Raw genomic sequence first — 25085 nt, forward strand, 5'->3', positions numbered from 1 at the left:
CTCATGACCTTGCTTGCCTCGGCAAGCATTCGTGCCCAAGCTGAAGGCTCGAATGGAGGAACATCATGCAACCCACCAACTTCGTCTGGCACTACACGGTCGACACGAGGTTGCCCGCGATCGCGGAAACCGGCGTGCTGATTCCGTCCAGGTCGCTGCATGCTGCGGCGTCGCTGGGCGTGTTGTGGTTCTCGCGGCGGCAGACCTGGGAGCCGTCCACGGCCCGCACCGGCTGGAAGCGCCACGCCGCCAACAAGCTCGCGTTCCCAGAAACGGAAGGCCTCTTCCGCTTCGGCTTGCGCGCGTCGGACAACCGTCTCGTGCCGTGGCCGGCGGTCACGCGCCTGGCCGATATCGATATTCCGGAAGCGATGTCCATGGTCTCGGCAGGGCTGCGCCGCGGCGCCAGCCCGACTGACTGGCTCGGCGTGCTGACGCAGGTTCCGCTCGCGGATCTGCGCTTCCAACGCTGGGACGGCGCGGCATGGTGCGATGCACACCCGGACGACATCGACCTCGCGGCGCTTGCCGCGATGCGGCCGGTGGTTCCGGTCGAGCACGGCAGGCGCGTTCCCGTCTCCGCGCCCCAAGGCGGCGCGATGCACGACGTCCACTGATGCCGTACCTTCCGCCGCGATACAAGTGAAGTGCCGTTGGCACGAGCTTCCGAAACGCCAATGCGAGTGCAGTCTTGACACCTTGCGAACGGCTTCCTTTAATGGGTAACACACATCACGCCTGTTGCACGAAAGGCCCTCCCCATTACATCAAGCCATGATCCAACCTGGCGGCGTTGAAGATCCGCAGCGCAAGAAGGAAGAACTGCGCAGCTTCCTGTTTCTCACCGCGGTGATGGTGCCGGTACTGTCGGTCATCATCGTGGCAGGCTACGGCTTTATTGTGTGGATGAGCCAGTTGATCAGCGGCCCACCCTCGCATTGAGCCGACCACCCCGCAAGAGAATCCATATCGGCAACCATAAAAAGGCTGCAATAGAAAATTAAACGGCCTTTAGCTGGAGTTACCGCATGCCAGCTGCAAGACCCAGCATTCCCATCGGGCTGATCCCATCCACCGAAGAGTGGCATATAGCAGGGATCGTGGTATACGCGCACCCTCAAAGCGTGGCCCATGTTCGCGCCGCCGTCGAAGCCATGACCGGCGTGGAGATCCATGCTGCCAGCGACAACGGCAAGATGGTGGTCACCGTCGAAGCCCCTACCTCCCGCGCCATCGCCGCCCAGCTCACCTGCCTTCACCAGCTTGAGGGCGTGCTGTCCGCCACCCTGGTCTATCAGCACAACGAAGACGCCGAAGCCATGAACGAGGAGATCACCGAATGAAAGTCTCTCGTCGGGAGTTCATCAAGCAGACCGCCGTCGCGGCGACGGCATCGGTAGCCGGCATTCAGCTACCGGCCGAGGCCGCCAACTTCGTCACGGACAGCGAAGTCACGAAGCTGAAATGGTCGAAGGCGCCGTGCCGCTTCTGTGGCACGGGCTGCGGCGTGACCGTGGCCGTGCGCGACAACAAGGTGGTGGCCACCCAGGGCGATCCGCAGTGCGAGGTCAACAAGGGCCTGAACTGCGTCAAGGGCTACTTCCTGTCGAAGATCATGTACGGGCAGGACCGGCTGACCAAGCCGCTGCTGCGCATGAAGAACGGCAAGTACGACAAGAACGGCGAGTTCGCCCCGGTCACGTGGGACCAGGCGTTCGACGAGATGGAACGCCAGTTCAAGCGCGTACTCAAGGAAAAGGGCCCGACCGCCCTGGGCATGTTCGGCTCGGGCCAGTGGACCGTATGGGAAGGCTACGCGGCGTCCAAGCTGTTCAAGGCGGGCTTCCGCTCCAACAATATCGATCCCAATGCGCGCCATTGCATGGCATCGGCCGTGCAGGGCTTCATGCGCACCTTCGGCATGGACGAGCCGATGGGCTGCTATGACGATTTCGAGGCCGCCGATGCGTTCGTGCTGTGGGGCTCGAACATGGCCGAGATGCACCCGATCCTGTGGACGCGCATCACCGACCGCCGCCTGAGCCACCCGAAGACGCGCGTGGCCGTGCTGTCGACATTCACGCACCGTTCGTTCGACCTGGCGGATCTCCCCATCATCTTCACGCCGCAAACCGACCTGGCGATGCTGAACTTCATCGCCAACTACATCATCCGCAATAACAAGGTCAACAAGGACTTCGTCAACAAGCACACGGTGTTCAAGGAAGGCGTGACGGACATCGGCTATGGCCTGCGCCCCGAACATCCGCTGCAGAAAGCCGCGAAAAACGCCGCCAATCCCGGCGACTCCAGGCCGATCACGTTCGACGATTTCGCGAAGTTCGTCTCCAAGTACGACGCGGACTACGTCAGCAAGCTTTCCGGCGTGCCCAAGGACAAGCTGAACCAGCTCGCCGAGCTGTACGCGGACCCGAACATCAAGGTGATGTCGTTGTGGACCATGGGGTTCAACCAGCATACTCGCGGCAGCTGGGTCAACAACATGGTCTACAACGTCCACCTGCTGACGGGCAAGATCGCCACGCCGGGCAACAGCCCGTTCTCGCTGACCGGGCAGCCGTCCGCGTGCGGCACGGCGCGCGAAGTGGGCACGTTCTCGCACCGGCTGCCGGCCGACATGGTGGTCACCAACCCGAAGCACCGCGAGGAAGCCGAGCGCATCTGGAAGCTGCCGCCGGGCACCATCGTCGAAAAGCCTGGCTATCACGCCGTACTGCAGAACCGCATGCTCAAGGACGGCAAGCTCAATGCCTACTGGGTGCAGGTCAACAACAATATGCAGGCGGCCGCCAACATCATGGAGGAAGCCCTCCCCGGCTACCGCAATCCTTCCAATTTCATCGTCGTGTCGGACGCCTACCCGACCGTGACGGCCTTGTCGGCGGACCTGATTTTGCCCAGCGCGATGTGGGTGGAGAAGGAAGGCGCCTATGGCAACGCCGAACGCCGCACGCAGTTCTGGCACCAGCTCGTCGATGCCCCAGGCGATTCTCGCTCGGACTTGTGGCAACTGATGGAGTTCTCCAAGCGCTTCAAGGTTGACGAAGTCTGGCCGGCGGACCTGCTGGCCAAGAAGCCCGAGTACAAGGGCAAGACGCTGTTCGACGTGCTTTACCGCAACGGCCAGGTCGACAAGTTTCCGATCAAGGAAGTCAACGCCGAGTACAACAACGCGGAATCGAAGGCCTTCGGCTTCTACGTGCAAAAGGGCCTGTTCGAGGAATACGCGAGCTTCGGCCGCGGGCACGGCCACGACCTGGCACCGTTCGACCGGTACCACGAAGAGCGCGGCCTGCGCTGGCCGGTGGTCAACGGCAAGGAGACACGCTGGCGCTACCGCGAAGGCAGCGACCCCTATGTCAAGGCCGGCACCGGCTTCCAGTTCTACGGCAATCCGGACGGCAAGGCCGTGATCTTCGCGCTGCCGTACGAGCCGCCGCCCGAATCGCCGGACAAGGAGTACCCGTTCTGGCTGGCCACAGGCCGCGTGCTGGAGCACTGGCACTCCGGGTCGATGACACGGCGCGTGCCGGAGTTGTACCGCGCCTTCCCGAACGCCGTGGTGTTCATGCATCCCGAGGACGCCAAGGCCATGGGGCTGCGGCGCGGCGTCGAGGTCGAGGTGGTATCGCGGCGCGGGCGCATGCGCTCGCGCGTGGAAACACGCGGGCGCGACGCGCCGCCACGCGGCCTGGTGTTCGTGCCGTGGTTCGATGCCAGCCAGCTCATCAACAAGGTCACGCTCGACGCGACTTGTCCGATCTCGCTGCAGACCGACTACAAGAAGTGCGCGGTAAAGATCGTCAAGGTGTAACCGCCCACGCCAACCCACAATAGGAGACGCCATGATGCCGAGCCGATCCTGGTCACACCTGCTGGCCTTGTGTACCTGGCTGCTGGCCGCCTTCGCCATGTTCGTGGCCGTGCCCGCCGGCGCCCAGGGCCTGGTGGACTCCATGCGCGGCCCGACGCCCGTGGCCAGCGAGTCCAAGGCCCCCATCCTCTACCCGACCGAGAACAAGGATATCCGGCGCAATCGCAACTACACCATGCAGCCGCCGACGATCCCGCACAAGATCGACGGCTACCAGCTCGACAAGGACTTCAACCGCTGCATGTTCTGCCATGCGCGCACACGCACGGAAGAGACGCAGGCGATCCCGATCAGCATCACGCACTACATGGACCGCAACAACAACGTGCTGGCCGAAGTCTCGCCGCGGCGCTACTTCTGCACGCAATGCCATGTGCCGCAGGCCGATGCCAAGCCGCTGGTCGGCAACAGCTTCGTCGATGTGGAAACGATGCTCAAGCGTACGCCCGGCGGCAAGAGCGCAGGCAAATAAACCACAACACAGGTGCGCGCCATGCTGGATCTCATCAAGCGCTACTGGCGGACCATCAACCGGCCCAGCGCCTATTTCAGCCTGGGCTTCCTGACGCTGGGCGGCTTCGTCGCCGGGGTGGTGTTCTGGGGCGCGTTCAATACCGCGCTGGAACTGACCAACACCGAGCAGTTCTGCACGGGCTGCCATGAAATGCGCGACAACGTGTACCAGGAGCTGCAGGGCACCATCCACTTCACAAACCGCAGCGGCGTGCGCGCCAAATGCTCGGACTGCCACGTCCCGCATAACTGGACCACCAAGATGGCGCGCAAGATGCAGGCGTCGAAGGAAGTGTGGGGCAAGATCTTCGGCACCATCGACACGCGCGAGAAATTCCTGTCGCACCGGCTGGAACTGGCCCAGCACGAATGGGCGCGCTTCAAGGCCAACGACTCGCTTGAATGCCGCAACTGCCACGATTACCAGTCGATGGACTTCACGCGCCAGAGCCCGCGCGCGCAGGCCATGCATTCCACCTATCTGGAAAACAAGGAGAAGACCTGCATCGACTGCCACAAGGGCATTGCCCACCATCTCCCCGATATATCGAAAGCGGAGGAAAAGTAGCGCGTGCCAACCCGTTTGCCCGGGATCTCCTGTGATGGCATGGCCGGCGGTCCGGCGCTGCGGGCCAGCGGACTGGCATTTTCCCGTTCAGGACGCCCGGTCTTCGCCGGCATCGAGCTGGCGCTGGACGCTGGCGGACTGCTGCAGGTGCTGGGCACGAACGGCAGCGGCAAGTCAACGCTGCTGCGCGTGCTGAGCGGGCTGCTGCCGCCCGCTGAAGGCAGCGTCAGCTGGCAAGGCTTGCCGGTACGCACCGGCGACCCGGCCTACCTGCAGTCGCTGGCCTATCTGGGCCATGCCGACGGCATCGACACCGACCTGAGCGCCGCCGAGAACCTGCGCTTTGCCGCGAGGCTGGCGGGCCTGCGGCCATCGCTGGACGCCGTGCGTGCCGCGCTGGCACGGCTTGGCATGGAGCGCGCGATGCAGGCCCCGGTACGCACCCTTTCACAAGGCCAGCGCCGGCGTGTCGCGCTGGCCCGGCTGGCGCTGATTCCGCGCACGCTGTGGCTGTTGGACGAACCGCTGACCTCGGTCGATGACCAGTCGGCCAGCCGCTTTCATGAACTGCTCGACGCGCACCTGCAAGACGGCGGCATGGCCGTGATCGCCACGCACCGGCTGCTTCCCGGCGGCGGCGACATCCTCGAACTCGGCGATGCGACAGCGCTCGCTCCCGCGTAAGGACATCATGATTGCCACCCTCGGCGCCATCGTCATGCATGACCTCGCGCTCGCCTGGCGGCGGCGCGGCAGCCTGCTGGGCAGCGTGGTGTTCTTCGTCATCGCGGCGAGCCTGTTCCCGCTCGCCATCGGTCCCGACCCGCAGCAATTGCGCGCACTGGCGCCCGGCATCCTGTGGGTCGCTGCGCTGCTGGCGTCGATGCTGTCGCTGTCGCGGCTGTTCGCGCAGGAGTATGCCGATGGCAGCCTGGACCAGCTGCTGCTGTCGCCGCAGCCACTGGCCTTGCTGGTGCTGGCGAAGATCTGCGCCCACTGGCTGACCAGCGGCGTGCCGCTGCTGTTGCTGACGCCGCTGCTGGCCCAGCAATACAGCCTGCCCGCAGGATCGGCGCTACTGCTGTCCGCATCGCTGCTGGTCGGTACGCCGGCGCTGAGCCTGATCGGCGCGGTCGGCGCGGCGCTCACGCTGGGCGTGCGCGGCGGCGCCGTCTTGCTGTGCATCCTGGTATTGCCGCTGTGCGTGCCGGTGCTGGTGTTCGGCGCCAGCGCGGGTGCCGCGGCCGACGCCGGGCTGGATGTCATGCCGCAGTTCTCGCTGCTGGGCGCCTGCCTGGCGCTGTCGCTGTTCCTGTGCCCGCTTGCCACCGCGGCGGGGCTTCGCATCGCCATGGAGTAGGCCGCATGAGCCAACCGCTGCACTCCGCCCACGCAGCCCGCCACCGAGGCCAGACCAGTCGGCCGCGCTGGCTGGCCTTCGCCGCGCCGGTGCGCTTCTATCCGCTCGCGGGCCGGGTCGCGCCGTGGTTCTTCGCGGCTGCCGCGCTGTTGCTGGCAGCCGGCCTGTGGCTGGGCTTCGTCGTGGCACCGACCGACGCGCAGCAGGGCGAGGTCTACCGCATCATCTTCATCCATGTACCGGCGGCGTGGATGTCGATGTTCATCTACCTGGTCATGGCCGGCTACTGCGCGCTGGCGCTCGTGCTGCGCACGCGCCTGTCGTCGATGATGGCTTCGGCGCTCGCGCCCACCGGCGCACTGTTCACCGCCATTGCACTGTGGACGGGCGCGCTGTGGGGCAAGCCGACCTGGGGCACGTGGTGGGTGTGGGATGCGCGCCTGACCTCCGAACTACTCCTGCTGTTCCTGTACCTCGGCTTTATCGCGCTGGAGGCCGCCATCGACGAGCCGCGCCGCGCCGAGCGCGCGTGCGCCGTGCTGGCGCTGGTCGGGGTGGCGAATATCCCCGTGATCTATTTTTCGGTGCAGTGGTGGAACACGCTGCACCAGGGCGCATCGGTCAGCCTGACCGCGGCGCCATCGATGGCCGCGACCATGCTGGCCGGCATGCTCGTCATGACGCTGGCCTGCTGGATGTACACCATTGCCGTGGCGCTGGTGCGCGTGCGATGCATCCTGCGCGAGCGCGGCGAAGCCGGCACGCTGACGGCCGATCTTCGGGAGACTGCACCATGAGTGGCTTCACGCTGGCTTCGCTGTCGGGCCATGCCGGCTATATTGCCGCTGCGTTCGGCATGACGTTCGCGCTGATCGGCATCGAACTGGTGCTGCTGGGCCGGCGCAGCCGCGCCAGCAAGGCCGGGCATTCGCCGGGATGATGCGACGATGACACCACGACGCCGCCGTCTCGGCATGCTGCTCGCCGCGCTGGCCTGCGCCGGCGTGGCGCTTGCGCTGGTGCTCAATGCCTTCCGCTCGAACCTGGTGTTCTTTTTCAGTCCCAGCCAGGTCGCCGCGCATGAAGCCCCCGCCGCACGCAGCTTCCGCCTGGGCGGGCTGGTCGCACCCGGCTCCATCCGCCGCGAGGGCGATGGCATGACCATCCGTTTCATCGTCACCGACAAGGCGCGCGAGGTGCCCGTGGTCTATCGCGGCCTGCTGCCCGACCTGTTCCGCGAAGGCAAGGGCGTGGTCGCGCGCGGCACGCTCGACGGCAGCGGTACGTTCGTCGCCAGCGAAGTGCTCGCCAAGCATGACGAGAACTACATGCCGCCCGAAGCGGCCGATGCCTTGAAGCAGGCGGAGCAGGTCAACCGCCGCATGGCCGGCCAGCTCGCGGAAGGCGAACGGGGGACGCAACGGTGAATCCGGAACTCGGGCATTTCTCGCTGATCGTGGCCCTGCTGGCGGCCGTGGTGCAGGCCGCGCTGCCGCTGGCCGGCGCCGCGCGCGGCAATCCGGCATGGATGTCGGTCGCCAGACCGGCCGCGCGCGTGCAGTGCGCGCTGGTGGTGCTGGCCTATGTGTCGCTGACCATCGCTTTTGCCGACAGTGATTTCAGCGTGCGCTATGTCGCCGCGAATTCGAACAGCGACCTGCCGCTCGCCTATCGTCTGGCAGCAGTATGGGGCGGGCATGAAGGCTCGATGCTGCTGTGGACGCTGATGCTGGCCCTGTGGTCTCTCGCCGTCTCGGTCTTCAGCCGCCGCCTGCCGCTTCCAGTGGTGGCGCGCGTGCTCGGCGTGATGGGCGCGATCAGCAGCGGCCTGCTGCTGTTCCTGCTGTTCGCGTCCAACCCGTTCATCCGCCTGCTGCCGCCGGCCATGGCCGGACGCGACCTGAACCCGCTGCTGCAGGACCCGGGCATGGTGTTCCATCCGCCCATGCTCTACATGGGATACGTCGGCTTTGCCGTGACCTTTGCCTTCGCCGTGGCGGCGTTGCTCGAAGGGCGCCTGGACGCCGCGTGGGCACGCTGGGCGCGGCCGTGGACGACGGTGGCGTGGATGTTCCTGACGCTCGGCATCATGCTCGGCAGCGCCTGGGCCTATTACGAACTTGGCTGGGGCGGCTGGTGGTTCTGGGACCCCGTGGAGAACGCGTCGTTCATGCCCTGGCTTGCCGGCACCGCATTGATGCATTCGCTCGCGGTGACCGAGAAGCGCGGCGCGTTCCGCGCGTGGACCGCCCTGCTCGCGATCTTCACGTTCTCGCTGAGCCTGCTGGGCACTTTCCTTGTGCGCTCCGGCGTGCTGACTTCGGTCCATGCCTTCGCGGTCGACCCCAAGCGCGGCATCTTCATCCTGGCGCTGCTAGGGCTGGTGACCGGACTGGCGCTGGCGCTGTTCGCGTGGCGCGCGCCAAAGCTCTCGCGGCGCACGGACTTCAGCGTGGTCTCGCGCGAGTCCTTCCTGCTGGCCAACAACGTGCTGCTGGCCGTGGCCGCGGCCACCGTACTGCTCGGCACGCTCTATCCGCTGCTGCTCGACGTGCTGGGCCTCGGCAAGATCTCGGTGGGGCCTGCGTACTTCGAACAGGTGTTCGTGCCGCTGATGGCGCCTGCGGTCCTGCTGATGGGTGCCGCGCCGCTGGCGCGCTGGCGGCATGGCGAGCTGCCGGATGTGACACGCCGGCTGCGCTGGGCCGCAGTCGCCAGCGCCGTCATCGCTGTCGTCCTGCTGCTGGTGTTGCGCAATGCTTCAGCGCTGACCGGGCTCGGCCTGGTGCTCGCGACGTGGTGCGCCGCCAGCGCGGCAGCCAGCCTCGTGGCGCGGTTGCGTAACCAGCGCGCGCGTCGCCTCGCGACGCTGCGCCAGTTGCCGGCCGGCTACTACGGCATGCTGCTGGCCCATATGGGTGTGGGCGTATTCATCGCCGGCGTGACGCTGGTCAGCAGCCAGGAAAGCCTGCGCGAACTGCCGATGCGACCCGGCGAGACGGTAGCGGTCGGCGGCTACGATTTCCGTTTCGATGGCGTGGCGCCGGGCACTGGCCCCAACTACGAAGCACTGCGCGGTGCGGTCAGCGTGTCGCGCCACGGCGGCACCGTTGCCACGCTGGCGCCGGAGCGGCGCATCTACCGTAGCCAGGACATGCCGACCACCGAGGCCGCCATCGACAGCGGCATCACGCGCGACCTCTACGTAGCGCTGGGTGAATCGCTCGGGGATGGACGTTGGGCGGTGCGCGTCCATGTGAAGCCGTTCGTCGACTGGATCTGGGGCGGATGCGTGCTGATGGCGCTCGGCGGGCTGCTTGCCGCAAGCGACAAGCGCTACCGCCTGCGTCGCCAGGTCGCCAGCACAGCCACGCCGGCCGCCGAAGCCGCGCAAGCCCAAGCGCCCGCGCTGGCACTGGCCGGCCGGGAGGAGACCCAGGCATGACGCGTTTCCTGCTGCCGCTTGCGGTATTCCTGGCGCTTGCGGTCGCGCTTGCGGCGGGACTGCGGCATGACCCGCGCGAGCTGCAGTCGCCGCTGGTCGGCAAACCGGCACCGGCGTTCGTGCTGCCGGTGCTGGACCAGGACGGCCACAAGCTCTCTACGGCGGACATGCGCGGCAAGGTGTGGCTGCTCAATGTCTGGGCGTCGTGGTGCACCGCCTGCCGCGCCGAGCACCCGGTGCTGGTCGACTTCGCCGCGCGCTCGCGCGTGCCGCTCTACGGCCTCAACTACAAGGACCAGGATGGCGCCGCGCGTGAATGGCTGCAGCGCATGGGCAATCCGTACGCGGCGTCGCTAGTGGATACCGACGGGCGCGTGGGCATCGACTTCGGCGTGTATGGCGTGCCCGAGACCTTCGTCATCGACAAGGCCGGCGTAGTTCGCTACAAGCAGGTCGGCCCGGTGACGCAGGAAGTGCTTGAGCGAAAGCTGATTCCGTTGCTGGAATCGCTGGAGAAGGGGGATGGTCGTGCGTAGCGCCGCCTTCGCCTGCTGCGCGCTTGCATTCGCCTTGCACGCCGGCGCGGCCACACCCACCGACGCCGAACTCGACGCGCGCGTCCACGCCTTGTCCGAGCAACTGCGCTGTCTGGTCTGCCAGAACCAGACGCTGGCCGATTCCAATGCCGAGCTGGCGGTCGACTTGCGCCGTCAGGTACGCGAACAGTTGCGCCAGGGCGCCAGCGACAACGAAGTGAAGCAGTATCTTGTGCAGCGCTACGGTGATTTCGTGCTCTACAAGCCGCCGCTCAAGCCGCTGACGTGGCTGCTGTGGTTCGGCCCGCTGCTGTTGCTGGTCGCGGTCGGTGCCGGCCTGTGGCGCGTCCGGTCTCGCCGCACCGAGCCCGCAGCGCCGCTCGACGATGCCGAACGCCGCAGGCTCGCGGAGTTGCTCGACGAGCCGCCGCCCCGTGCGCCAGCGCCCCCGGACCCCTTGCCCCCGCTATCGCCGCCATGACCACATTCTGGTTCCTTGCTGCCGCGCTGATGGCCGTCACCATGGCCGGGCTGCTGTGGCCGCTATTGCGCCCGCCTTCGGTTGCCGCGGTGGCGGACCGCCCTGCCCCGGCCTTGCGCGATGTCTACCGCGACCAGTTGCGCGAACTCGACGCCGACCTGCGCACCGGTACGCTGAGCCCCGCGCGCCACGCGCAAGCGCGCGACGAACTCGCGCGCCGCCTGCTCGACGACAACGGAGAGCCTGCCATCGCACAGGGCGAGCACCGTTCATCCGCGCTGCTGGCTGCCGCGCTGCTGGCATCGCTGCCAAGCGCGGCCATCCTGCTCTACCTGCACCTGGGCAATCCGGTGGCGCTCTGGCGTGCCGACGACATGCACGCCGCAGAGGACGGCCACGAACTGAGCATCGCACAGGTCGAAGGCATGGTGAACCAGCTCGCCACGCGGCTGCGCGCCAAGCCCGAAGATCCTGAAGGCTGGTCGATGCTCGCCCGCTCCTACACGGCGCTGCAGCGCTATGACGACGCGGCCGTCGCCTACGGCAAGGCCATTGCACTGGCGCCCGATGTGGCCGCCCTGCGCTCGGACTATGCCGATGTACTGGCAAGCGTGAATGGCGGCTCGCTCGAAGGTCCGGCGATGGAGCAAATCCGCCGCGCCCTGGCGCTCGATCCCGACGATCCCAAGGGCCTGGCGCTTGCCGCCAGCGCCGCCGCCGGGCGGGGCGAAACCGGCCAGGCCATCGCCTACTGGGAGCACCTGTTCCGCCTGCTCCCGCCCGACTCGCAGACCGCGGCACGGGTTGCGGCCAACCTGGCCGCTGCGCGCGGCGTCGCCAAAGCGCCCGCCGCAGCCAGCATCAGCGGCACGCTTGCACTCGCGCCGGATGCGAGCCGGACACCGGGTCCCGATGAGACCGTCTTCCTCTACGCGCGCGCCCTCGACGGTCCGCGCATGCCGCTCGCCGTGCTGCGCCGGACCGTGCGCGACCTGCCGCTGCGCTTCACTCTGGACGATTCACTCGCCCTGACGCCGGAGCGCAAGCTGTCGGGCCAGGAACAGGTCATGGTAGAGGCGCGCATCTCGGCGAGCGGCAATGCGACGCCGCAGGCGGGGGATCTCACAGGCCAGACCGGGCCGGTGCAGCCCGGCGCGAAGGATGTTCAGATCCTCATTGGACAACCGGATGTGAAGCCATAACCGCTGTCCGCATTGAGCACACTTACCCCGGCGGCGTGCCTGAGTACGCTCACGTCCGACGAACCACCATGCAGGTAGCCGTGGCAGTCGCCACCATTTGCCCGTCCTGGCGCAGTTCCCCGACCACGTTGCTGACATTGCGGCCGCGCCGCTCCATCCGCGCGCGCCCTTGCAGCGGGCCGGCCTGCGCGGGACGCAGGAACGAGAGATTCAGGTTCAGCGTCGAGCAGAACTCGCCATCAGCGAGCGTCGCGGTGACGAGCATCGCGGTCACGTCGTCGAGCATGGCGCCCAGCATGCCACCCTGTACCTGGCCGGCCGGATTGAGGAATGCTTCGGTAGCCATGTAGTCGGACTCTAGCGAACCGGCCTCGAGGTCGACCCCGCGAACGACACCGCCCAGCAGGCTGGCGACAGGCGGCAACGGCGCCTGGCCGTTCAGCATACGCGTGAAAAGATTGGCTTCTGCCATCGTGTGTACGTCCTCGGTCATTGGCCGGCAAAGCGCGGCGTGCGCTTTTCCCGCCATGCCAGCGCGCCTTCGCGCAGATCGTCGGAAGCATCGGCCACGGCAATATCGTGTGCAAGCGCAGGGATATCGAGCTCGCCGCGGGCAATGCGGTTCAGGTGCTTCTTCATGCCAAGCAGCGCCAGCGGCGCCATGCCCGCCAGGGTCTCGCTCCAGTGCGCCGCCAGTGCGTGCAGCGCCTCGGGGCTTTCCTCCAGCCGGTCCAGGTACCCGCACGCCAGCATGGCGGCCGCGTCGAACTTGTCGGCCATCAGCAGGATGCGCTTGGTCGTGGCCAGACCCAGCCGCGTCACATAGCGCTCCATGCCACCGCGGTAGAACAGCAACCCAAGGCGCGCGGCCGGCACGGACATCTCGGCCCCGGCCCCGCCGAAACGGAAGTCGCATGCCAGCGCCAGGTCGGTGGCGCCGCCGTACACGCCGCCATGCAGCACGGCCAGGGTGACCGGCCGTGCCTGTTCCAGCGCGTTGGCCAGTGCCTCAAAGCGGGCACCGGCGTCGGCACCGCCGAGGCGGCCGATATTGAACCCGCTGCAGAAGTGGCGCCCCTGCCCCTCAACGCGCAGCACGCGTACCCGGATGTCCGCATTCACGGTCTCCAGGTACTTGCGCAACAGGTCGAGGTCCTCCGGCTCCAGCCGGTTCGCCACCTCGGGGCGGCGCAGCGTGATGACCGCGATATGGCCTGCGACGGCCAGTTGTGGCGGCTGTCCTTGCGGGGTCTCGCTCATGGCATCGGGCCTCTCAGTGAAAGCCGTAGATTCGCATAGTGGTCTCGCCCGCCTCGACCCGCTTGAGAATGGCGGCTTCGGTAGCCTCGCGGTCCCGTGCCTTGCCCACGACCTCCGCCGCGCGGCCGCGCGGCACCACCACCACGCCGTCACGGTCGCCCACGACCAGGTCGCCGGCTTCCACACGGGCACCGCCGATCAGCACCGGCGCGTTGAGCCAGCCGATCGCGCCATAGTCCTTGCCGGTACCGCGGATGCACAGGCCGCGCGCGAACACCGGAAAGCCGATCTCCTCGAGCAGCACGCCGTCGCGCACGCAACCGTCGATGACCAGCCCGCCCAGATGCTTCACCTTGGCCGCGGTGGTCATGATCTCGCCCCAGTAACCGTGCTCGTAGGCGCCGCTTACATGCACCACGAGCACGTCGCCCGGTTGCGCGATGTCGAGGGCGCGGTGCAGCCACAGGTTGTCCCCGCCGGGCGAATGGACCGTCAGCGCCGGGCCGCAGATGCGGAACCCCGGTGCCACGGGCTTGATGACCGGCGAGACCACGCCGATCTTGCCGCCCGCTTCATGCAGCGTGGCGGTGGGCAGCGCGCGCGCATCGTTGACGATATCGGCGCTGACCCGCTCGAATTCACGCATCATGGTGCTGCTTGCGTCGTGTTCCGCCATGGTCAGGCTCCCTTGGTCTGCAGCTGGTGGTAACGGAACTGGCGGCGCGCCTCGTCCAGGCGCATGCCGCCACGCACGGCTTCGCGGATCGCGTTTTCGGCCTGCTCGATCTGCTCGGCGGTGTCGAGCACAGCAGCTTCGTGCTCGCGCGGGATGACCACCACGCCGTCGGCATCGCCGCGCAGGATGTCGCCGGGCTGCACGCGCGCATCGCCGATATTGACGACCACGTTGGTGGCTTCGACCTGCACGCGGTCCTTGCCCGTGCGCATCCAGTGGTCCTTGCTGAACACCGGGTAGCCGAGCTGGCGGCACAGCGCAACATCGCGACACACACCGTCGATAACGGTGCCGGCAATGCCGCGGCGGTGCGCGATCTCGGTCAGGATGTCGCCCCAGACCGTGGCATTGTCACGGCCGCCGTTGTCGAGCACGAGGATGCTGCCCGGCGGCACGTCGTCGATGTAGTCGCCCACGGTGCCGGGCGGGTTCGATGCCGGGCCGTACAGCAGCGTGTAGGCGCGCCCTGCCGTGGAAAAGCCTTCGCCACGGGCCTTGATGCGGTAGCACTGGCCCGCTATGCCGAGCTTGTCCAGCGCGTCGCTCAGCGTGGCCGTGTCCAGCTTCGCGGCGCGCGCGACGTTGATGTCCTGTTGTTCACTCATCTCTCTCAACCCTTCAGCATGTGTTCGTAGTTGCCGCCCATGACTTCCCCGATGGGCGTGCCACCCAGGATGGCTTTCGCCATCACGGACTCCTTGCGCACGATCGCTTCTGCTGTCTCCAGCACGCGCGCGATGTCGCGCGCGGCGATGAAGATCACGGCGCTGCGGTCCGCGACCACATAGTCGCCCTCTCCCACCGTGACGTGGCCGATCTGCACCGGGACATTGGTGCCCTGCTCCACCACGCGGCTGCGAGCGGTGAACGCGGTCAGCGCACGGCTGAACACGGGGAAATCGAAATCGAGTGCTTCGTCGATATCGCGCACCGGGCCGTCCGCCACGACGCCCGCGACGCCGCGCACCTTGGCCCCGAGCGACAGCAGCCCGCCCCAGCTTCCCGCCTCCACGCCGGTGCGCTGCTCGACGACGATGATGTTGTCCGGGCCCGCCTGCTCGATCGCCGTGCAGCCGAGATGGCGCGTCGGTCCGGACGGCGGCGCACCGGTGCCGAGCTTGACGGTGATGGCACGGCCTGCAATGCGCCCGGTGCCGGAGCGCTGCGGCAGGCCGGTCACGGTACCCGGCAGTTGCAGCTTGTCGAGCGCGTCCGATACCGCGCAGCAGTCGAGCCGGCGCAGGCGTTGTACATAGGATTCGGATTCAGTCATGATCGATGGGTATGGCTCTGTTCAGTGGTTCAATCCAGGGTATGCCAGGCCGCAAAGCACAGGCCGGTCCCGGTCATTGCAGGCGTGCGGTAGCCCGGCACGTACGAAACCCAGTCGAGGTCGAGGTCGTGCACGGCCTCGACGGCAATCAGCCAGTTGCGGATCTCCGAGCTGCCCGCCTGGAGCTGGCGCGGATCCAGCGATGCAAGGAAGCCACTGTCCTTCCTGCGGATTGCTTCGATGATCGCGTTGTCGAGTTCGGCATCCACCACGAAGTGGCTCAGGCCGCCGGAGGCCAGCACGCCCACGCGCAGGTCTTCGGGATAGGCGGCAATCAGCTCGCGCAGCGCAGCGCCAAGCTGGATGCAGCGGCGCGGCGTGGGCTGGTTGGGTGGGTCGAAGGTGTTGACGATGATCGGCACCACCGGCAGATCCAGCCCCTGCAGGTAGCGCCGATGAATAAACGAAAACGCATGGCCTTCGAACTGGCCACGCTCGAGGCCATCCATGGCGGCGATGTCGAAGTCGCGGTCGCACAACTCGCGGATCAGCCAGCGGCCCATGTCGGCGTTGACCGGGTAGTCGCGGTCGGCATCGGGCTCCTGGCGGGCCATGCGGGCCTTCTTGTACCAGCTGTCGGACTGGCTCTCATCGCGCTTCGCATTGCGGATGGTATCGCCGTAGTAGATCGCGAAAGCCGGGTTGTTGGTCGTGCGGAACAGCTCGGTCTGGTCATCGCCAACCACCAGCAGCACGTCGAGCCGGGCGGCGCGGATGCGGTCGCGCAACTCGTCCATCGCCGCTTCGGCCTGGTCGTAGCGCTCGCCCATGCGCTCGGGCGTCACCATGGACTCGGCATCGTCCGGGGCGATCGCGAGCAGCGCTTCGTAGGTTGTTGGGTTGCCAGCGCGGTCGAAGTAGTGCGGGTTCTTCGGATCGACCTGGCGGAAGCCGTGTTGCCAGTCTTCACGCTGGCAAACCAGCATGATGCTGTGGGAAGAGCCGAATGCGGCGACGAGTCTTGCCATGGAAGTGTCCTTCGTTCAAACGATGTAGGCGGCGCGCAGCTCGCCGACCTGTGCCGCGCTGTAGCCAAGCTCGCGCAGGATGTCGTCGGTATTAGCGCCCTGCTCCGGAGCGGGCTGCGGCGGCAGCTCGCGCGGATAGCGCGACAGGCGCATCGGCTGACCGACCAGCGCCACATCGCCAAGCTCGGTGTGCTGCATCGGCCAGGCCACGCCAAGGTGCTTCACCTGCGGATCGGCGAATACCTGATCCACGCGATGGATCGGTCCGCACGGCACGCCGGCCTTTAGCAACCGCTCGGTCCATTCGGCGGTGGTGCGCGTGCGCAGCGCCGCCTCGATCGCGGCATTGACCTTGTCGCGGTTGCGCACGCGCTCCGGATCGGAACCCAGGCCGGGCTCGTCGACGAGATGCGGCACTTCCAGCGCCTCGCACAGGCGCTTCCACATGGTCTGGCCGATCGCGGCGATATTCAGGTAGCCATCGCTGGTGGCGAACACGCCCGTGGGCACGGTCAGCGGATGTTCGTTGCCGGTCTGTTCGGGAATCTTGCGGTCGACCAGCCACTGCGCGGCCTGGAAGTCCAGCATGGCGATCTGCGCTTCGAGCAGCGAGGTCTGCACCCACTGCCCTTCGCCCGACGCCTCGCGCTCCAGCAGCGCCGTCAGGATGCCCATCGCGCAGAAGTGGCCTGCACACAGGTCGGCTAGCGGAATGCCGACGCGCATCGGGCCTTCGCCTGGCTTGCCGGTCACGCTCATCAGCCCGCCCATGCCCTGCGCGATGGAATCGAAGCCGGGCCAGCCCGCATAGGGTCCGTCCTGCCCGAAGCCGGAAATGCTCGCGTAGACCAGCCGCGGATTGATCGCGCGCAGCGCGTCCGGGCCGATGCCGAGGCGGTGCTTTACGTCGGGGCGGTAGTTCTCGATGAAGACGTCGGCGCGGCTGACCAGCTCATGCAGGATCTTCACGCCCTCCGGAGTCTTCATATTGAGCGTGAGGCTTTCCTTGTTACGGTGCAGGTTCTCGTAGTCGGCACGGTTGTGGTCGCGCCCGCCGATCATGTCGTCGCCGCCCGGCGCGCCTGGAGGAATCTCCAGCTTGATCACGCGCGCGCCCATGTCGGCGAACAGCCGCACCGCAGTGGGGCCGGCGCGCACGCGCGACGCGTCGAGGATGGTGAAGCGGGACAGCGGGCCCTTGCGCTCGGCCGCGCCGCGTTCGTCTTGTCTGGTGTCAGCCATGGTCGTTGCCTCAGGTGCTTATGCCGGGGTGAACATCGGCACGGCATAACCGCCGTCGCTCGGCTTGAACACGACCTTCACGCGCTGGCCGATCTCGATCTCACGCGGATCGCAATCCACCAGGTTGGTCATCATCGTCACGCCTTCGTCCAGCCTGACGTAGGCGAGCGTCCAGGCGGCCTCGCCCTTGCCCATGGTGCTGAACGAGTAGACCGTGCCGAAGCCGCTGGCATCGCGCCACTCGGTGCGGTCGGACTGGCAATGCGGGCAGATGTCGCGCGGGTAGTAGTGCGGCGCGTCGCAGCCCAGGCAGGTCTTCAGCAGCAGGCGGCCGGCGTCCGCGGCTTCCCAGAACGCCTGGCTTTCCGGCAGCGTGCGCGGCGCGGGAATCTTGCGCGGACCGGCGGGCGGCGCCTTGGCGGCCGGGTTGGCAGGGGTGGCCGGAGTAGCGGGTGTGCTCATGGTGTTCATTCCCTTTCAAGAATCAGCGTGGCCGCGGTATGGCGCGAAGCCAGTGCGCCGCCGATGCCGCTGGCCAGTGCCAGGTCGCAGTTGCCGACCTGCACCGCGGGATGCGCCTCGCCGCGCAGCTGGCGCACCGCTTCAATCACCTTGGTGACGCCGCCGCGATTGGCCGGATGGTTATTGCACAGGCCGCCGCCATCGGTGTTGAACGGCAGGCGTCCCACGCCGGAAATCAGGCCGCCGTCGGCAACGAACTTGCCGCCCTCGCCCTTCTTGCAGAAGCCCAGGTCTTCGAGCTGCATCAGCACGGTGATGGTGAAGCTGTCATACAGCGACGCATACTTGATGTCGGCAGGCGTGACACCGGCCTCGGCGAATGCCGCCGGGCCAGACCAGGCGGCGGCCGACCAAGTCAGGTCGATGTTGCCGCCCATGGCGTGCTTGGGCGCTTCGCCGGTGCCCCGCACCTTCACCACCGGACGCTTCAGCTGGCGCGCGATCTCGGGGCGCGCGACGATCAACGCGCCACCGCCGTCGCTCATCACGCAGCAGTCCAGGCGGTGCAGCGGGTCGGCGACCATCGGCGAATTCACCACGTCTTCCACCGTCACCACGTTGCGCAGCATGGCGTTCGGATTGTGTTGCGCGTGGTGGGACGCTGCGACCTTGATCCACGCGAGCTGCTCGCTGGTGGTGCCGAACTCGTACATATGGCGCTTCGCCACCATGCCGTAGAGGTTCTGCGTGGCCGGGCCGAACGGCAGCTCGAAGGCCACGTCGGGCGCATCCGGGTCCGGGGCCCGCAGCGCCAGCGCGGCGCCGGCCGCGCGGGGGCGCCCGGCCAGCGTGATCAGCGCGACGTTGCAGCGCCCTGCAGCGATGGCCTCGGCGGCGTGCGCGACGTGCAGGATCGGCGCGGAGCCGCCGCATTCGGTGGAATCCACGTGGCGCGGTTTCAGGCCGAGGTATTCCACGATCGTGGTGGTCCCAAGGCCGGGGGCATCGCCGGCGCAGAAGTAGCCGTCGACGTCGGCGGCGGTGAGGCCGGCGTCGGCCAGCGCGCCGCGGGCCACATCGGCATGCAGTCGCGCGACCGACAGGTCATCGGCTTTGCGTGTGGGATGCTCGTACGCCCCCACGATGTAGGCGGATCCGTTCAGGGTCATGATGAAAGGCAGGTACTTGGGAAGAGATGCCGGGCGCCGCTCCGGGCGTTACTGGTCGGGGGTGAAGCCACTGGCCTTGATAACCGGCCCCCAATAGGCAAGTTCCTTGCGCTGGAGGCGGTCCAGCTCCGCGGCCGGCCGGAAGTCGGGGTGCAGCGTGGCCCGCGTCTGCAAGGTGGCGCGCACATCGGGCATGGCGAGCACCTTGCCCAACGCCGCCTGCATGCGGTCCAGTTCCGCCTTGGGCGTGTGCGCTGGTGCCCAGATGCCGGCCCATGCTTCACCACTGTCGACAGCGACACCCTGCTCGGTCGCCGTGGGCACACCCGGCAGCAGCGGCGAGCGCGCCGCGCCGAATACGGCGATGATGCGAACCTTGCCGCTCTTGGCATGCGGCAGGATGTCGCCTGCGGTCATCACGGCCGATGAAAGCTGCCCGCCAAGCAGGTCGGTGACGAGCGGGCCGTTGCCCTTGTAAGGCACGACGTTCATCGGGACGCCAATGGCCTTGCCGAACTGCAGGCCGGTGAAGTGCGTCTGCCCGCCCAGACCGGCGGTGCCGAACATGGCCTTGCCGGGGTGCGCCTTCACCCATTCCACGAAGCCCTTCATGTCGGTGACGCCCGTCTGGCTGCTGACCACCAGCGCCAACGGATAGGAAATCACCACCGCGACGGGCGTCAGGTCAGCCAGCAGGTCGTACTTGAGCGTGGCCGGCGGGTACAGCAGCGTGGGGAAAATGGCGGTGGCATTCGGCGCGACCATATAGGTCAATCCGTCCGGCGCGCTGTGCTTGAGCATGCCGGTCGCCACTCGGCCACCGGCGCCGGGGCGGTTGTCGACGATCACGGTCTGGCCGAGTTCGCCCTGCAGTTTCTCGGCCAGCACACGCGCCACGGTATCGGTGGAGCCGCCTGGCGGAAAGCCGACCAGGAACTTTATCGGTTGCTTCTCCTGCGCCTGCGCGCCGCAGGCGAATGCCAGGCCGAGTGCCAGCACACCGCAAGCTGACCTTAGGGTATGGATGAGGGCCATTGTCTTTGTCTCCTGTGTATTTTTTCGCGAACCGACCAGGCGCCGCTTAACTTTGCCTTGCCTGCCTGGCGAAACTCGCCAGGTGGTATCCGGCGTCGCCGAACAGCTGGTTGATGACCAGCAGGCGCTTGGCGTAGTGCCCGACGCGGCATTCGTCGGTCATGCCCATGGCGCCGTGCATCTGGATCGCCCACTGCCCGACCTGCCGACCTGCCTGGGCGATCACCGTCTTGGCCGCTGATACCAGCCGGCGGCGCTGCACCGGATCGCCGTCGGCGACCGCCATGGCGGCCACGCAGGCCATCGACTTGCACTGTTCGAGCGCGATCAGCATGTCCGCGACGCGGTGCTGCAGCACCTGGAACTTCGCCAGCAGTGAACCGAACTGCTTGCGCGTCTTCAGTTGCTCCGCGGTCAGGACCAGCAGGGCTTCCAGCGCGCCGACGGCCTCCGCGCATAGCACGGCATTCGCGCGGTCAGCGGCGGCAACGATCACCGGCAGCGCCGCACCGGGCTGGCCCAGTACCGCGCCGGCACCGGCGCCGACTTCGCGCAGCGTGAGGTGCGCGGCGCCGCGGCCATCCAGCGTGCGGAACTCGCGCACGGCCAGGCCTGGCGCGTCGGCCGGAACCAGGAAGAGCGTCACACCCTGCTCGTCGGCGGCATCGCCAGCGGTGCGCGCGGCCACGATGAAGGCATCGGCCTGCGCGCCATCGAGCACGAGCGACTTGGCACCGTCGAGAACCCAGCCGTCGCCATCGGGGCGCGCCAGCGTGCTGACGCGCGACAAGTCATAACGTGCGTCCGCCTCGCCAATGGCCAGGGCCAGCCGTGCCTGGCCCGCTGCCAGGGCCGGCAGCCACTGCTGCCGCTGCGTTGGCGTGCCGGCCTCGTCGAGCAGTTGCCCGGCCAGCACCACGCTCGACAGCCACGCGCCGCCGCCAAGCGCCCGGCCCAGTTCCTGGGCCACGAGCATCATTTCGGTCGGGCCCTGCGCGCTGCCGCCCATGTCTGCCGCGAGCGGCAAGCCGAGCAGGCCAAGGTCGGCCATGGCGGCCCAGCGCGCGGCGGCCTCGTCGGCGGTCTCGGCATCGCCACGGCGATGCGCAGGGTACTCGCCGTCGCAGAAGCGGCGCACCGCATCGCGCAGCGCGATATGTTCGTCGTTGAGTGAAAAATCCATGGTCTCGGTACGGTGTCAGGCCGCGAGGAAGGCCTTGCTGATCAGGTTGCGCTGCACTTCGTTGACGCCGCCGTAGATCGACAGCTTGCGCGCGTCGAGGTAGTTGGCCGCCAGCGCCGACAGTTCGATCGGGCTGGCGGGTTCGTCCTGCTCGCCGCGCAGCGCGGCTTCTTCGAACGGCACGGCATGCGGGCCCGCGACTTCCACCAGCAGCTCGTAGATGGCCTGGCGCAATTCGGTGCCGCGCACCTTGAGCATCGACGCTTCCACCGCCGGCACCCGGCTCTGCTGGTTGGCGCTGAGCAGGCGCAGCGCGGTGAATTCCAGCGCCAGCAGTTCGATCTCGAACTGCGCCAGGCGCGACTGCAGCACCGGATCGCCGTCCAGCCCCTCGCTGGCCGCGAGCGCCCGGGCGCGCTGCAATTGCTGCTTGCATGAGCCGATGCCGGCGATGCCGGTGCGCTCATGGCCAAGCAGGTATTTGCCGTAGGACCAGCCCTTGTTCAGCTCGCCCACGAGGTTCTCCACCGGCACCCGCACGTTGTCGAGGTAGCACTCGTTCAGGTCGGTGCCGCCTTCGAGCATGCGGATGGGCCGGACCTGTACGCCCGGGCTGTTCATGTCGATCAGCAGGAACGAGATGCCCTCCTGCGGCTTGGCCGCGTTCGGGTCGGTGCGCACCAGCGCGAACATCATCGAGCACCAGTGCGCATACGAGGTCCACACCTTGTGGCCATTGACCACGAAATGCTTGCCGTCCGGCTCCAGCTCGGCGGTGGTACGCACCGCCGCCAGGTCGGAACCGGCCCCGGGCTCGGAGAAGCCCTGCGCCCACCACGTATTGCTCTGGCGGATGTCGGGCAGGTACTTCGCCTTCTGCTCGGGCGTGCCGAAGGCGATCAGCACCGGCCCCAGCATCTGGATGCCGCTGGCGATAATGCGCGGCGCGCCGCCCAGCATGGTTTCCTCATCGAAGATATAGCGCTGCACATGGTTCCAGCCCGGCCCGCCATGTTCCACGGGCCAGCCCGGCGTCAGCCAGCCGCGCGCTTCGAGAATGCGGAACCAGGTCACATAGTCGGCATGCTCCAGGCGCAGGCCGAGTTCGACCTTGCGCCGGATGTCCGCAGGCAGCTTCGCCTTGACGAAGGCGCGCACCTCCTGGCGGAACGCTTCGTCGGCGGGGGAAAAAGTCAGCTTCATGGTGTGTGTGCCGTGGAGTGTGTGCCCTAGATTCAGGCTTGCGGGACGCAGACGACCAGTGCATCGAGCGCGAGCACGCGGTCGGGATAGGCCACCAGCGGGTTGACATCGATCTCGGTGATCGCGGGGTTGGCACGCATCTGCGCGCCGATCAGCGTCACGGCCCGCGCAATGGCCGCCACGTCGACTGCCGCCGCGCCACGGATGCCACGCAACAGGGACGCCGCCTTGAGCCGACCCAGTTCCGCGATCACATCGGCTTCAGCGAGATCCGCCGGAATCAGTCGCACATCCTTCAGCGCCTCGATCCACACACCGCCCAGGCCCACCAGTACGACCGGCCCCCAGCCTTCATCGCGCCGTGCGCCAACCACCAACTCCAGCCCGCGCGGACCCATCGCCTCGACCAGCACGCCATCGAGCGTCAGCCCTGGCCGGTGGGTGGCGATGTTTTCCTGCAGGCGGTTCCAGCCGGCTCGCAGCGCGGCTTCATCGGCCAGGCCGACAATCACACCGCCCACGTCGCTCTTGTGCGGCAGCTCGCTTGCCTGCGCCTTGATCACGACGGGGTAGCCGATGCGCGCGGCAATCACCGACGCTTCGTCGGCACTCGTTGCCAATGCACCTTCGGGCACGGTCAACCCGGCCGCGGCCAGCCACGCCTTGCCCTGATATTCCGCGAACACGCCCGAAGGCGGAACAGTGCCAGGCAACTGCACCGCCGCGGGAACCGACTGGCTGGCCCGATCGGCGCGCTGCAGGGCTTCGCCATAGGCCGACACCCGGGCAAGCGCGCGCAGCGCGCGGTCGGGCGAACGGAAGAACGGCACGCCGCTGGCGCGGATGGCGTCGACAAAGAATGGCTCGATCGGGCCGCTGTCGCCGGTCACGACCAGTACCGCCGGCTTGTCCGCGCGGGCCAGTGCCGGGACGATGTGCTCGGCTTTGTCGCGCTGCGCCACCTCGGGCCCTGCCGGGATGCTGAGTACGATGCTGCCCACCGCCGGGTCGGACAGCATGGTCAGCAGGACTTCGCCGACCAGTCCGGGGTTGCGCACGCCGATGGTGGTGTAGTCGAGCGGGTTCTCGGCGACTGCGTAGTCCGGCAGCATGGCCTTCAGGCGCGCCGTCGTCTCCGCCCCCAGGGGCGGCAACGCCAGTCCCAGTCCGTCGCAGAAGTCCAGCGCGACGTTCTTCATCGCGCCGGACCCGGTCATAAAAGCCGGGCCACCGGCAGGCGGCACCGGGAAACGCAGCAGGATGGCTGCGGCGTCGACAAGCTCGTCAGGGGTATCAACCAGCACGACCGCCTCGCGCGCCAGCGCCACACAAGCGGTGGCGTGATCGCCGGCCAGCGCGCCGGTGTGGGACTGGGCCGCTTCGCGCGCCCGTTCGCTGCGGCCCGGCATCAGCATCACGATGGGCTTGCCAGCCTGGCGGGCCTTGCGCGCCAGCGAGAGGAACGTACGCGGGCGCCGCACCTGTTCGGCGTAGACGGCCAGCACGCGGGTCTGCGGGTCGTCGATATAGTGGGCAACAAAATCCTCGACGCCGAGCGACGCCTCATTCCCCGTGGATACCACGGCGGTCAGCGGCAGGCCGCGCCCGACGAAGGCGTCGCGCATGTTCGCTGCCATCGCCCCGCTTTGCGCCACCACGCCGATACCCGGGCTAGCGTCGCACGGATAGGGCTGGACGGCCTCGAAGGTCACGGGCACGCCGGCTCCGAAATTCGTGAAGCCCATGCAGTTCGGCCCGAGCAGCAGCATGCCGGCGTCGCGCGCGGCGGCGGCCAGCTGGTCCTGCCGTTCGCGGCCGGCCTCGCCGGTCTCCGCATAACCGGACGCGAACAGGACCGCCGCACGGGTGCCCTTCGCGGCCAGGCTGCGCACGGCATCGAGCACGCCCGCCTCGGGAATCGCCAGCACGGCCAGGTCGATGCCGGCGGGCAGTTCATCCACCGTTTTCACACAGGCGCGGCCGTTGATCTCGGTACTGCTGCGGCTGACCAGGTGAATGGCGCCGGCGTAGCCGAAGCGTTCCAGGTTCGCCAGCACGAAGCCGCCGGACGATCGCGGGTCCGCCGAAGCACCGACGATGGCAATGGAAGCCGGACGGAGAACGCTGGTCACGGCAGCCACCGCGGCTTTGGCCGCCGGTTGAGGCTGTCCGGCCTGCGCGCCGGGAAAGTCAGAGGTCTTCATGGGTTGGGACATCCAGGAAAGAAGCTGTTGTTTCGTGTTGGATGAATTCTGGCATACCAGAATTGCAGTTTCAATACACCAGAAAACCCAATTTTCCAAAATCTACTAGGTGATTTCCCTTAGCCGAAGGGCGGTGACCGGAGGTCCGGCAGGCTCTGCGAAAGCGCTCCAGGCCACTGCCGCGGAGGGACTGTGACCACTGACAGCGTCACATCCTTGCAGGCGCCAGGCCAAGCGCAGCGCGGGATTCCGGGGAAAACGGAGACACCGTTCGCGCGCCCCGCAAGCCT

Annotated in this window: 28 protein-coding genes; 15 read left to right on the forward strand and 13 right to left on the reverse strand. The window is 67.5% G+C overall.

The genetic code is table 11. The features are described 5' to 3' along the window. The first annotated feature begins 65 nt into the window (after positions 1–65). From AC3FKH_RS08555 to ccmI, 15 genes are all read left to right on the forward strand, one after another. Entirely contained in the window at positions 66–617 is a 552-nt protein-coding gene (locus AC3FKH_RS08555; RefSeq protein WP_488674616.1) for a hypothetical protein, read from the forward strand. A gap of 157 nt (positions 618–774) precedes the next feature. Then, positions 775–942 carry a periplasmic nitrate reductase, NapE protein gene (gene napE / locus AC3FKH_RS08560; RefSeq protein ID WP_483733753.1) on the forward strand — a complete coding sequence of 56 codons (168 nt, stop codon included), beginning with the start codon at positions 775–777 and terminating at the stop codon, positions 940–942. Positions 943–1028: 86 nt separating this feature from the next. Next, positions 1029–1343 carry a chaperone NapD gene (locus AC3FKH_RS08565; RefSeq protein ID WP_488674618.1) on the forward strand — a complete coding sequence of 105 codons (315 nt, stop codon included), beginning with the start codon at positions 1029–1031 and terminating at the stop codon, positions 1341–1343. Then, positions 1340–3835, forward strand: coding sequence for a periplasmic nitrate reductase subunit alpha (gene napA, locus AC3FKH_RS08570; protein ID WP_488674620.1), 2496 nt, complete (start codon positions 1340–1342; stop codon positions 3833–3835). Before AC3FKH_RS08565 ends, napA begins: the two co-directional genes overlap by 4 nt. A 31-nt stretch (positions 3836–3866) precedes the next feature. Further along, positions 3867–4367: a nitrate reductase cytochrome c-type subunit gene (locus AC3FKH_RS08575; protein WP_488674622.1), complete on the forward strand. Its 501-nt coding sequence runs from the start codon at positions 3867–3869 to the stop codon at positions 4365–4367. A gap of 21 nt (positions 4368–4388) precedes the next feature. Then, positions 4389–4976, forward strand: a complete 588-nt coding sequence (locus AC3FKH_RS08580; RefSeq protein WP_488674624.1) for a cytochrome c3 family protein — start codon at positions 4389–4391, stop codon at positions 4974–4976. 39 nt (positions 4977–5015) lie between these two features. After that, positions 5016–5660 (forward strand): cytochrome c biogenesis heme-transporting ATPase CcmA, encoded by a 645-nt coding sequence (gene ccmA / locus AC3FKH_RS08585; protein ID WP_488674878.1) that lies wholly within the window; start codon positions 5016–5018, stop codon positions 5658–5660. 7 nt (positions 5661–5667) lie between these two features. Beyond that, the gene (gene ccmB / locus AC3FKH_RS08590) at positions 5668–6336 is read left to right on the forward strand and encodes a heme exporter protein CcmB (RefSeq protein ID WP_488674626.1); all 669 of its coding nucleotides are present in this window, start codon (positions 5668–5670) and stop codon (positions 6334–6336) included. 5 nt (positions 6337–6341) lie between these two features. Continuing rightward, a complete protein-coding gene (gene ccmC / locus AC3FKH_RS08595; protein WP_488674628.1) occupies positions 6342–7133 on the forward strand; it encodes a heme ABC transporter permease CcmC in 792 nt (263 codons plus the stop codon). Beyond that, positions 7130–7276 (forward strand): heme exporter protein CcmD, encoded by a 147-nt coding sequence (locus AC3FKH_RS08600; protein ID WP_488674630.1) that lies wholly within the window; start codon positions 7130–7132, stop codon positions 7274–7276. Before ccmC ends, AC3FKH_RS08600 begins: the two co-directional genes overlap by 4 nt. A gap of 7 nt (positions 7277–7283) precedes the next feature. Then, positions 7284–7763 carry a cytochrome c maturation protein CcmE gene (ccmE, locus tag AC3FKH_RS08605; protein WP_483714843.1) on the forward strand — a complete coding sequence of 160 codons (480 nt, stop codon included), beginning with the start codon at positions 7284–7286 and terminating at the stop codon, positions 7761–7763. Beyond that, positions 7760–9781, forward strand: a complete 2022-nt coding sequence (locus AC3FKH_RS08610) for a heme lyase CcmF/NrfE family subunit (protein ID WP_488674632.1) — start codon at positions 7760–7762, stop codon at positions 9779–9781. Before ccmE ends, AC3FKH_RS08610 begins: the two co-directional genes overlap by 4 nt. Next, a complete protein-coding gene (locus AC3FKH_RS08615; RefSeq protein ID WP_488674634.1) occupies positions 9778–10317 on the forward strand; it encodes a DsbE family thiol:disulfide interchange protein in 540 nt (179 codons plus the stop codon). The genes AC3FKH_RS08610 and AC3FKH_RS08615 overlap by 4 nt, the downstream gene beginning before the upstream one ends. Continuing rightward, the gene (locus AC3FKH_RS08620) at positions 10304–10798 is read left to right on the forward strand and encodes a cytochrome c-type biogenesis protein (protein WP_488674636.1); all 495 of its coding nucleotides are present in this window, start codon (positions 10304–10306) and stop codon (positions 10796–10798) included. The genes AC3FKH_RS08615 and AC3FKH_RS08620 overlap by 14 nt, the downstream gene beginning before the upstream one ends. Further along, a complete protein-coding gene (ccmI, locus tag AC3FKH_RS08625) occupies positions 10795–12000 on the forward strand; it encodes a c-type cytochrome biogenesis protein CcmI (protein ID WP_488674638.1) in 1206 nt (401 codons plus the stop codon). Before AC3FKH_RS08620 ends, ccmI begins: the two co-directional genes overlap by 4 nt. 49 nt (positions 12001–12049) lie before the next feature. On the opposite strand, the gene AC3FKH_RS08630 is transcribed toward ccmI, so the two are convergent. The 13 genes from AC3FKH_RS08630 to AC3FKH_RS08690 are packed head-to-tail and all read right to left on the reverse strand — an operon-like array spanning position 12050 to position 24795. Continuing rightward, on the reverse strand, positions 12050–12472 hold the full coding sequence (locus AC3FKH_RS08630; RefSeq protein ID WP_488674640.1) for a PaaI family thioesterase: 423 nt from the start codon (positions 12470–12472) through the stop codon (positions 12050–12052). A 17-nt stretch (positions 12473–12489) separates the two neighbouring features. Beyond that, on the reverse strand, positions 12490–13260 hold the full coding sequence (locus tag AC3FKH_RS08635) for an enoyl-CoA hydratase/isomerase family protein (RefSeq protein ID WP_488674642.1): 771 nt from the start codon (positions 13258–13260) through the stop codon (positions 12490–12492). Between the two features lie 13 nt (positions 13261–13273). Further along, positions 13274–13936, reverse strand: a complete 663-nt coding sequence (locus AC3FKH_RS08640) for a 4-carboxy-4-hydroxy-2-oxoadipate aldolase/oxaloacetate decarboxylase (protein ID WP_488674644.1) — start codon at positions 13934–13936, stop codon at positions 13274–13276. Positions 13937–13938: 2 nt separating this feature from the next. Further along, entirely contained in the window at positions 13939–14601 is a 663-nt protein-coding gene (locus AC3FKH_RS08645) for an RraA family protein (protein WP_488674646.1), read from the reverse strand. Between the two features lie 5 nt (positions 14602–14606). Continuing rightward, positions 14607–15269 (reverse strand): RraA family protein, encoded by a 663-nt coding sequence (locus tag AC3FKH_RS08650; protein ID WP_488674647.1) that lies wholly within the window; start codon positions 15267–15269, stop codon positions 14607–14609. Positions 15270–15298: 29 nt separating this feature from the next. Then, positions 15299–16297 carry a DODA-type extradiol aromatic ring-opening family dioxygenase gene (locus tag AC3FKH_RS08655; protein WP_488674649.1) on the reverse strand — a complete coding sequence of 333 codons (999 nt, stop codon included), beginning with the start codon at positions 16295–16297 and terminating at the stop codon, positions 15299–15301. Positions 16298–16312: 15 nt separating this feature from the next. Continuing rightward, positions 16313–17539, reverse strand: coding sequence for a CaiB/BaiF CoA transferase family protein (locus AC3FKH_RS08660; protein ID WP_488674651.1), 1227 nt, complete (start codon positions 17537–17539; stop codon positions 16313–16315). Between the two features lie 18 nt (positions 17540–17557). Next, positions 17558–18001, reverse strand: coding sequence for a Zn-ribbon domain-containing OB-fold protein (locus tag AC3FKH_RS08665; RefSeq protein ID WP_488674653.1), 444 nt, complete (start codon positions 17999–18001; stop codon positions 17558–17560). 5 nt (positions 18002–18006) lie between these two features. Further along, complete coding sequence (locus AC3FKH_RS08670) at positions 18007–19170, reverse strand: thiolase domain-containing protein (protein WP_488674655.1); 1164 nt, start codon at positions 19168–19170, stop codon at positions 18007–18009. Positions 19171–19218: 48 nt separating this feature from the next. Further along, positions 19219–20205 (reverse strand): Bug family tripartite tricarboxylate transporter substrate binding protein, encoded by a 987-nt coding sequence (locus AC3FKH_RS08675; protein WP_488674657.1) that lies wholly within the window; start codon positions 20203–20205, stop codon positions 19219–19221. A 46-nt stretch (positions 20206–20251) separates the two neighbouring features. After that, positions 20252–21388: an acyl-CoA dehydrogenase family protein gene (locus AC3FKH_RS08680; protein WP_488674658.1), complete on the reverse strand. Its 1137-nt coding sequence runs from the start codon at positions 21386–21388 to the stop codon at positions 20252–20254. Between the two features lie 15 nt (positions 21389–21403). Then, positions 21404–22591: an acyl-CoA dehydrogenase family protein gene (locus AC3FKH_RS08685; RefSeq protein ID WP_488674660.1), complete on the reverse strand. Its 1188-nt coding sequence runs from the start codon at positions 22589–22591 to the stop codon at positions 21404–21406. Positions 22592–22623: 32 nt separating this feature from the next. Further along, complete coding sequence (locus AC3FKH_RS08690; protein WP_488674662.1) at positions 22624–24795, reverse strand: acetate--CoA ligase family protein; 2172 nt, start codon at positions 24793–24795, stop codon at positions 22624–22626. Positions 24796–25085: the final 290 nt, after the last annotated feature.

It is taken from the genome of Cupriavidus sp. 21MJTG02-4, assembly GCF_057798975.1.

What these genes read in the sequence shown, in the direction of transcription:
- AC3FKH_RS08650 (WP_488674647.1), bottom strand. Translation starts at nt 15,269, where the DNA reads ATGACTGAATCCGAATCCTATGTACAACGCCTGCGCCGGCTCGACTGC.
- napE (WP_483733753.1), top strand. Translation starts at nt 775, where the DNA reads ATGATCCAACCTGGCGGCGTTGAAGATCCGCAGCGCAAGAAGGAAGAA.
- ccmA (WP_488674878.1), top strand. Translation starts at nt 5,016, where the DNA reads ATGGCCGGCGGTCCGGCGCTGCGGGCCAGCGGACTGGCATTTTCCCGT.
- ccmE (WP_483714843.1), top strand. Translation starts at nt 7,284, where the DNA reads ATGACACCACGACGCCGCCGTCTCGGCATGCTGCTCGCCGCGCTGGCC.
- napA (WP_488674620.1), top strand. Translation starts at nt 1,340, where the DNA reads ATGAAAGTCTCTCGTCGGGAGTTCATCAAGCAGACCGCCGTCGCGGCG.
- AC3FKH_RS08655 (WP_488674649.1), bottom strand. Translation starts at nt 16,297, where the DNA reads ATGGCAAGACTCGTCGCCGCATTCGGCTCTTCCCACAGCATCATGCTG.
- AC3FKH_RS08580 (WP_488674624.1), top strand. Translation starts at nt 4,389, where the DNA reads ATGCTGGATCTCATCAAGCGCTACTGGCGGACCATCAACCGGCCCAGC.
- AC3FKH_RS08555 (WP_488674616.1), top strand. Translation starts at nt 66, where the DNA reads ATGCAACCCACCAACTTCGTCTGGCACTACACGGTCGACACGAGGTTG.
- AC3FKH_RS08630 (WP_488674640.1), bottom strand. Translation starts at nt 12,472, where the DNA reads ATGGCAGAAGCCAATCTTTTCACGCGTATGCTGAACGGCCAGGCGCCG.
- AC3FKH_RS08665 (WP_488674653.1), bottom strand. Translation starts at nt 18,001, where the DNA reads ATGAGCACACCCGCTACTCCGGCCACCCCTGCCAACCCGGCCGCCAAG.
- AC3FKH_RS08620 (WP_488674636.1), top strand. Translation starts at nt 10,304, where the DNA reads ATGGTCGTGCGTAGCGCCGCCTTCGCCTGCTGCGCGCTTGCATTCGCC.
- AC3FKH_RS08600 (WP_488674630.1), top strand. Translation starts at nt 7,130, where the DNA reads ATGAGTGGCTTCACGCTGGCTTCGCTGTCGGGCCATGCCGGCTATATT.
- ccmI (WP_488674638.1), top strand. Translation starts at nt 10,795, where the DNA reads ATGACCACATTCTGGTTCCTTGCTGCCGCGCTGATGGCCGTCACCATG.
- AC3FKH_RS08685 (WP_488674660.1), bottom strand. Translation starts at nt 22,591, where the DNA reads ATGAAGCTGACTTTTTCCCCCGCCGACGAAGCGTTCCGCCAGGAGGTG.
- ccmC (WP_488674628.1), top strand. Translation starts at nt 6,342, where the DNA reads ATGAGCCAACCGCTGCACTCCGCCCACGCAGCCCGCCACCGAGGCCAG.
- AC3FKH_RS08690 (WP_488674662.1), bottom strand. Translation starts at nt 24,795, where the DNA reads ATGAAGACCTCTGACTTTCCCGGCGCGCAGGCCGGACAGCCTCAACCG.
- AC3FKH_RS08645 (WP_488674646.1), bottom strand. Translation starts at nt 14,601, where the DNA reads ATGAGTGAACAACAGGACATCAACGTCGCGCGCGCCGCGAAGCTGGAC.
- AC3FKH_RS08680 (WP_488674658.1), bottom strand. Translation starts at nt 21,388, where the DNA reads ATGGATTTTTCACTCAACGACGAACATATCGCGCTGCGCGATGCGGTG.
- AC3FKH_RS08565 (WP_488674618.1), top strand. Translation starts at nt 1,029, where the DNA reads ATGCCAGCTGCAAGACCCAGCATTCCCATCGGGCTGATCCCATCCACC.
- AC3FKH_RS08615 (WP_488674634.1), top strand. Translation starts at nt 9,778, where the DNA reads ATGACGCGTTTCCTGCTGCCGCTTGCGGTATTCCTGGCGCTTGCGGTC.
- AC3FKH_RS08575 (WP_488674622.1), top strand. Translation starts at nt 3,867, where the DNA reads ATGATGCCGAGCCGATCCTGGTCACACCTGCTGGCCTTGTGTACCTGG.
- AC3FKH_RS08675 (WP_488674657.1), bottom strand. Translation starts at nt 20,205, where the DNA reads ATGGCCCTCATCCATACCCTAAGGTCAGCTTGCGGTGTGCTGGCACTC.
- AC3FKH_RS08640 (WP_488674644.1), bottom strand. Translation starts at nt 13,936, where the DNA reads ATGGCGGAACACGACGCAAGCAGCACCATGATGCGTGAATTCGAGCGG.
- AC3FKH_RS08670 (WP_488674655.1), bottom strand. Translation starts at nt 19,170, where the DNA reads ATGACCCTGAACGGATCCGCCTACATCGTGGGGGCGTACGAGCATCCC.
- AC3FKH_RS08635 (WP_488674642.1), bottom strand. Translation starts at nt 13,260, where the DNA reads ATGAGCGAGACCCCGCAAGGACAGCCGCCACAACTGGCCGTCGCAGGC.
- ccmB (WP_488674626.1), top strand. Translation starts at nt 5,668, where the DNA reads ATGATTGCCACCCTCGGCGCCATCGTCATGCATGACCTCGCGCTCGCC.
- AC3FKH_RS08660 (WP_488674651.1), bottom strand. Translation starts at nt 17,539, where the DNA reads ATGGCTGACACCAGACAAGACGAACGCGGCGCGGCCGAGCGCAAGGGC.